At 41.8% G+C, this 6,170-nt stretch carries 6 protein-coding genes; 1 reads left to right on the forward strand and 5 read right to left on the reverse strand.

Annotated elements, in window-relative coordinates; translation table 11 throughout:
• The 3 genes from BK820_RS09765 to BK820_RS09775 all read right to left on the reverse strand — a co-directional run bounded on the left by BK820_RS09765 (position 1) and on the right by BK820_RS09775 (position 2,681).
• Positions 1-1,029, reverse strand: a complete 1,029-nt coding sequence (locus tag BK820_RS09765; protein ID WP_004813438.1) for a DUF4062 domain-containing protein — start codon at positions 1,027-1,029, stop codon at positions 1-3.
• Between the two features lie 128 nt (positions 1,030-1,157).
• The gene (gene murI, locus BK820_RS09770; RefSeq protein ID WP_071320796.1) at positions 1,158-2,021 is read right to left on the reverse strand and encodes a glutamate racemase; all 864 of its coding nucleotides are present in this window, start codon (positions 2,019-2,021) and stop codon (positions 1,158-1,160) included.
• A gap of 48 nt (positions 2,022-2,069) precedes the next feature.
• On the reverse strand, positions 2,070-2,681 hold the full coding sequence (locus BK820_RS09775; protein WP_071320797.1) for a DUF1285 domain-containing protein: 612 nt from the start codon (positions 2,679-2,681) through the stop codon (positions 2,070-2,072).
• A 185-nt stretch (positions 2,682-2,866) separates the two neighbouring features.
• On the opposite strand from BK820_RS09775, the gene BK820_RS09780 reads away from it, so the two are divergent.
• Complete coding sequence (locus BK820_RS09780) at positions 2,867-4,579, forward strand: electron transfer flavoprotein-ubiquinone oxidoreductase (RefSeq protein WP_004890452.1); 1,713 nt, start codon at positions 2,867-2,869, stop codon at positions 4,577-4,579.
• Between the two features lie 160 nt (positions 4,580-4,739).
• Here the strand turns inward: BK820_RS09780 and BK820_RS09785 are convergent, their stop codons facing one another.
• Both BK820_RS09785 and BK820_RS09790 read right to left on the reverse strand, forming a co-directional pair.
• Positions 4,740-5,690 (reverse strand): hypothetical protein, encoded by a 951-nt coding sequence (locus tag BK820_RS09785; protein WP_071320798.1) that lies wholly within the window; start codon positions 5,688-5,690, stop codon positions 4,740-4,742.
• Between the two features lie 23 nt (positions 5,691-5,713).
• Positions 5,714-6,085 (reverse strand): hypothetical protein, encoded by a 372-nt coding sequence (locus BK820_RS09790; protein ID WP_071320799.1) that lies wholly within the window; start codon positions 6,083-6,085, stop codon positions 5,714-5,716.
• Between the last annotated feature and the right edge of the window lie 85 nt (positions 6,086-6,170).

Below are 6,170 nucleotides of genomic sequence, written 5' to 3' on the forward strand. Positions count from 1 at the left end.
TTAATATACTGACTTATATTGAAAAACCCGATCTTTATCCAGTAAATTACTTTCTATCAGTTTCTGGGCTTTAGCCGTGATCTGCCATAGTAAACGCTGACGGTCATCACGGCCAGTCGGTACAATCCAGTCATTTTGTCGCATCTGCATCTTCAGGCTATGCAAGGCACGAATGTTCATCTGTGCACGTGCCACGGCATGAGCACGTGGCATTTCTATACGTGCATCTTCCAGACCGGTTTCATTTAAATATTCATTCAGGCGCTTAGAGAAGAATTCTTCTGGTGTTGGATTGACAAAAGTAGATCCAAGAATTGCCAGAAGCTCAGCCCAAGTCAGTTTTTTCTGAATTTTGAGCTCTTTAAAGTTACCATCCTGATAGGCATGCATGCGATATTCAAAAGAAAAAATTTCATGCATAGACACTTTAGGCAAGCTCAGGAATGGATCAGGCTCACGCTTGCCTGCTTCTGCTTCCATTTGGGCAATACGCGCCTTGAGCTGATCAATTTCATCATGCAGGGCTTGGGCATTTTGGGGACGTACCCAGCCAGTCACCGGATAGCGTTCTAGCATCTGGGGCATGTTCAGGCGAACTGCCATTTCCAGATCACGCAGGCTACGATAGGTAAAGACCTGATCGACTTCATTTTGTAGCAGTTTTCGGAAGTCATTGAATTTTTCACGCAATTCCGCTTTGGCATCATGCAGGGACGGCTCACGAGAGGCAGGGTCATCATGCATAAATACAATAATCGGTTTCTGCTTGGTTACTGCATAGATATATTCAAGGTGCATATAGCCAACGCCAGAAACGGACTGTTCACCATACTGGCTTCCCAGCAGGATTACCACATAGTCACAGTCATCAATTTGACGGCGAGCAAAGGCAGTACTGAGTGGATTACGCTGTTCCAGCCCCCAGGAGAAGAATCCCATACCCACCAGCGTTTGCGACAAGATGATACGCTCTGGCTGCATTTCCGAACCAGATGTGGATATAAAGACCTGATAACGTTTATCCAGCATTCCAAACCCTCTCCAACTACCGCGAATATGCACAGTTCACCTCGATTTCCATGAGCTGTTGCATATGCGTGCCCCACTTAAAAATATCAAATTTTAAAATAATGTAATTCACTGACTTAAAACTCAGCTTATATATTACTTACAGACCATTGAATATCATCCGGCATCAGGTGCTGTATAATCGGTTGAACTTGTTCAGCATTTTGACCACTGACAAAAATTTCGATTCTTACACTTTCTTTACGCTCGCCTTCAAATAATAACTCATTTTTGATCAAAATACGGGCGGTTTGTCTTGCAACTGCCAATCCAGAGTCAATCAATGTCATTTTATGACCAAAAATATACTGAATTGACGATTTTAGGAAGGGGTAATGTGTACATCCAAGTACTAAATAGTCTGCACCCTGATCTACAACTGGTTGTAAAATCTTGGTTAATGTCGCTAGACACGCGGGACTCATCTGCTCGCCAGCCTCGACAAAAGACACCAGATCCAGACAGGTAACTGGAATCACATTTACCCCTGCGGGCTCGGCAAAACGGGTCATGACTTCTTTGATCAGCTGACCGCGAAAGGTTGCTGGTGTGGCAAGCACGGCCACAGTTTTGGAATGGGTCGCCAAAACTGCCGGCTTCAAAGCCGGTACCAGACCGATAATTGGAAAACGCTCGCCATAATGCGTACGCAAATAATCCAGACTAAAAGCTGAAGCAGTATTACATGCCACGACAGCAGCCTTGCAGCCCTTGCGATATAACCATTCAATTGCCTGCGCGGTGAGCTCACGAATGTCCTGATCCTCACGCGGACCATAAGGCACATTGGCAGTATCGGCATAATAGACGAAACGCTCATTCGGTAAATGACGCGCAATTTCCAGTGCAACAGAGAGGCCCCCGATTCCTGAATCAAAAATCCCAATGGGTGCATCTGCAGTAACATCAATAATGGGATCGAGTGTAGACGGAATCGGATAAATGGCGCTCATACAGGGGCTGTTTGCTCAAATGGACAGACATGGCACAAAGCTTAAACCTCAGGTGCCTAAATGCAAGTCTAAATCACCACTTTTCAAGCTTAATACCGTGTCACCTTCAGAATTTTCGACGAGCTCACCCATTTCTACCAGATGTAAAAAGGCAGCTCGCTGAATCAATGCATTAATGCCAAAACGCACATGCACATAAGGGCGCTGTTCATCACCAAAAGTACGCATGAAAATTGGATGTTCTTTATCTACGATGATTACATCCTGCGTCGTTGTCGTCAGCTGAATATAGCTTTTTCCATCAATTTCTACCTGATCAGCCTGCCCTACAAATAAGGGCTCATCTTCGACTTCAATTTCGATCTGCTCAACTGGGGTTTTGAGATAGAATTTGCCATCTTCCTTCCATAGCACTGTTGAGAACAGGTCAATCATGGCTTGGCGTTTAATCAATTGACCTTCGTGCCACCATTCTCCATTGGCTAAAACCTTCAAATCCATTGTGCCACAATGCTTTGGCTGCCACTGATCTAAAGGGGGTATTGACCTTTTGTGACTGCCCTGTGCATCTTTTATGTATTGTGCAATATTTGTTAAATTTTTATCATGACTCATGGCTGTTTTTTTCGTCGGATGATTCGTTTCTGCTGACTTATCCATAGTAGAAGACCTTAATGACGGAAAAATAATATGTTTCAGCCAATTGGCTTAAACTGGGTTTAAAACTATACTAGCCCACAAGATGAAAGACACTAATCTTTTTGTGTCCAGGAATTATAAATACTCATGGCAGCACCCGATCATCCGATTATGGTTGCCACCGAATGTAATATGAGGAGTCCCACATGGAGCACATCGAACGTGAATCGATGGAGTTTGACGTAGTCATCGTAGGCGCAGGCCCTGCGGGTCTTTCTGCTGCGATCAAAATCCGTCAGCTTGCAATTGAAAACAACCTGAATGATCTGTCCGTTTGTGTCGTGGAAAAAGGCTCCGAAGTCGGTGCTCATATTCTTTCTGGTGCTGTACTTGAACCACGTGCCATGAACGAGCTGTTCCCGAACTGGAAAGAAGAAGGCGCGCCTTTAAATGTACCAGTGACCGAGGATAAAACCTTCTTCCTGCTCTCTGATGAAAAATCACAAGAAGCTCCGCACTGGATGGTGCCTAAAACCATGCATAACGATGGCAACTATGTCATCTCACTGGGCAATGTGGTGCGCTGGTTAGGCCAAAAAGCGGAAGAACTGGAAGTGTCGATCTTCCCAGGCTTTGCAGCCTCTGAAATCCTTTACCATGAAGATGGTTCAGTCAAAGGTATCCAGACAGGTGACATGGGCATTGGTAAAGATGGCGAACCAACGCATAACTTCACTCCAGGTTACGAGCTGCACGCGAAATACACGATTTTTGCTGAAGGCTGCCGTGGCCACTTAGGTAAACGCCTGATCCAGAAATTCAACCTGGACAAAGATGCAGATCCACAGCATTACGGTATCGGCATTAAAGAGCTGTGGGAAATTGATCCGGCGAAACATAAACCGGGTCTGGTGATGCACGGTGCCGGCTGGCCATTGAATGAAACCGGCTCGAGTGGTGGCTGGTGGTTATACCATGCGGAAAATAACCAGGTGACACTGGGCATGATCGTGGATCTTTCTTATGAAAACCCACATATGTATCCATTTATGGAAATGCAGCGCTGGAAAACCCATCCTCTGATCAAACAGTATCTGGAAGGCGGTAAACGTATTTCTTATGGTGCACGTGCTGTGACCAAAGGTGGCTTTAACTCACTACCAAAATTCACTTTCCCAGGTGGTTCTTTAATCGGTGATGATGCGGGCTTCCTGAACTTTGCCAAGATCAAAGGCTCACATACTGCGATGAAGTCAGGCATGCTCTGCGGTGAAGCGGTATTTGAAGCAATCAAGGCCGGTGTAGAGAAAGGCGGTGACCTGGCAGTTGCACGTGTAACTGAAGGCGAAGATTTCTTCGTAAAAGAGTTGACTGCTTATACAGACAAGTTCAACAACAGCTGGTTGAAAGAAGAACTGTATAGCGCGCGTAACTTTGGCCCTGCAATGCATAAGTTTGGGCAATGGATGGGTGGTGCATTCAACTTTATCGACCAGAACGTGTTTAAAGTGCCATTCACCCTGCATGACCTGGTGCCAGACTTTAAGACATTGAAAACTGTTGATGCGGTGAACTTCAAGCCGAACTATCCAAAACCGGATGGCAAGCTGACTTTTGACCGTCTGTCTTCAGTGTTTGTATCGAACACCGTGCATGAAGAAAACCAGCCTGCGCATTTGAAACTAACTGATGCTTCGATTCCAGTGAATGTGAACCTGCCAAAATGGGATGAGCCAGCTCAGCGCTACTGCCCGGCAGGCGTATATGAAATCATGGAAAATGATGATGGTTCAAAACGCTTCCAGATCAATGCAGCCAACTGTGTGCACTGCAAGACCTGTGACATCAAAGATCCTTCTCAGAACATTACCTGGGTAACACCGGAAGGTGCGGGTGGTCCTAATTACCCTAACATGTAATGTTAGGTTAGGGTAATTCTTGCGAAGCAGTGCTTCTCATATCCAAATATGTAATTTGATATGAATTAAAATAAACCCGCTCAAAAGCGGGTTTATTTTTATAGGATACTTTTAAATACCTAAATATTTTTAGATTTAAACAAGTTACGATTGTTTTATTTTAGCCAATTAAATCTTTATTTGTTGCTTCTAAATACCAAATTGTTTCGCCCCAATCACTTTCTAATTTAGGGAAAATATCTCCCTCTGTAAAATACCGTGAATTAGACTGATTTGCGGGACTCCACCAATAGCCTGTTTTCGGACATTTTTGGCCTGCTAAAGCTTTTAAATTTTCTATAACAATAGATTCTACTGTACCGCCTTGATCTGAAATTCTTTCTATTAAAGTCCAAGATGTTTCAAAATATAATTTTTCTCTAGTTTCCTTATTTCTACATGCATATCTAGGTGCAAAACCATTATCATCTTCTTTACTACTTGCCAGGAATATCAATTTATTATCATATTCATTGCATACATAAACCCCTGTTTTATTTATTTTTTCTTTAGATCTAACTATATTTCTTGAATCTAAACGATAAATAGGATAAGAACCTGGCAACTTTATATTTATTCCATTAAATATTTCTGCCTTTGGAAACTCATTATTAAGAAACCCTTTATCCCAATATGTTGGATATGTTTTTTCAATAATTAAAGCGTATTTTTTCGAAATTAAGTAATAATCCCAACATTGTTTAACTTTGTTATGAGGTAAATTATCCATCCAATAGAAAGAAAATTCACTAAGACCTTTATCATTTGATCGAATTTCTGCCGCACAATCAAGATATATAAAATCGCCTGATTTAATTTTTATATAAGCAATATCAATACGATCCATTGTATTTCTTAGATTTGGCAATACTGTTTCTCCCCAATTAATATCTGCCTGCTCTGAAAAAGGTAAGGTTCTCAAGTCATAAGGCAAATTATGAATATAAAGCTCAAATAATCCCTCTAATCCTGTTAAAAAATTATGATAATTATTTCTCATTATTTCAAAAAAATCTAAAGAACTAAATTTTTCCAATAAATAGACTTCTTTAGGATGGACGCTATTATTCATATTAAAAACCTAGAATTTATATATTATTTTGATTTATTTTCCGAACGAGGAGCCAAAGTATAATCTCCTAATCGTGTTTCTAAAGCTGGCACACCTACAATTGAAAAATCACCAATTATTGTATCTGTACCATACCCCCATCCAGTTAATTTACGTTTACTTAAGCCGGAAGGGATCAAATCTTTAGGATCCAAGACTATTTGTATTCCCCCACCTTTTAAATAAAACTCACCTCGCTGTTGAGAGGCTGCTGGACCTTCCCAACCATACAGTTTCTGACCTTTTGGAACAGTATACTCAAGATATTCCCCATTACTATTCCAGCTTGCCCAAACTGCAAACTTATCTCTCCATTCCTCACGGCTTTTCAATTTATCAAACTCAGATTTTCTCATCTAACAGATACCATTATCCAAACTTCCGGGCGCTGGATTCGACTTTCAATTTTTAACATGTTATACATTAGACCTCTTTCATAAA

Origin of the sequence: Acinetobacter sp. LCT-H3, assembly GCF_001866125.1 — a bacterium.
Taxonomy (GTDB): Bacteria; Pseudomonadota; Gammaproteobacteria; order Pseudomonadales; family Moraxellaceae; genus Acinetobacter; species Acinetobacter schindleri.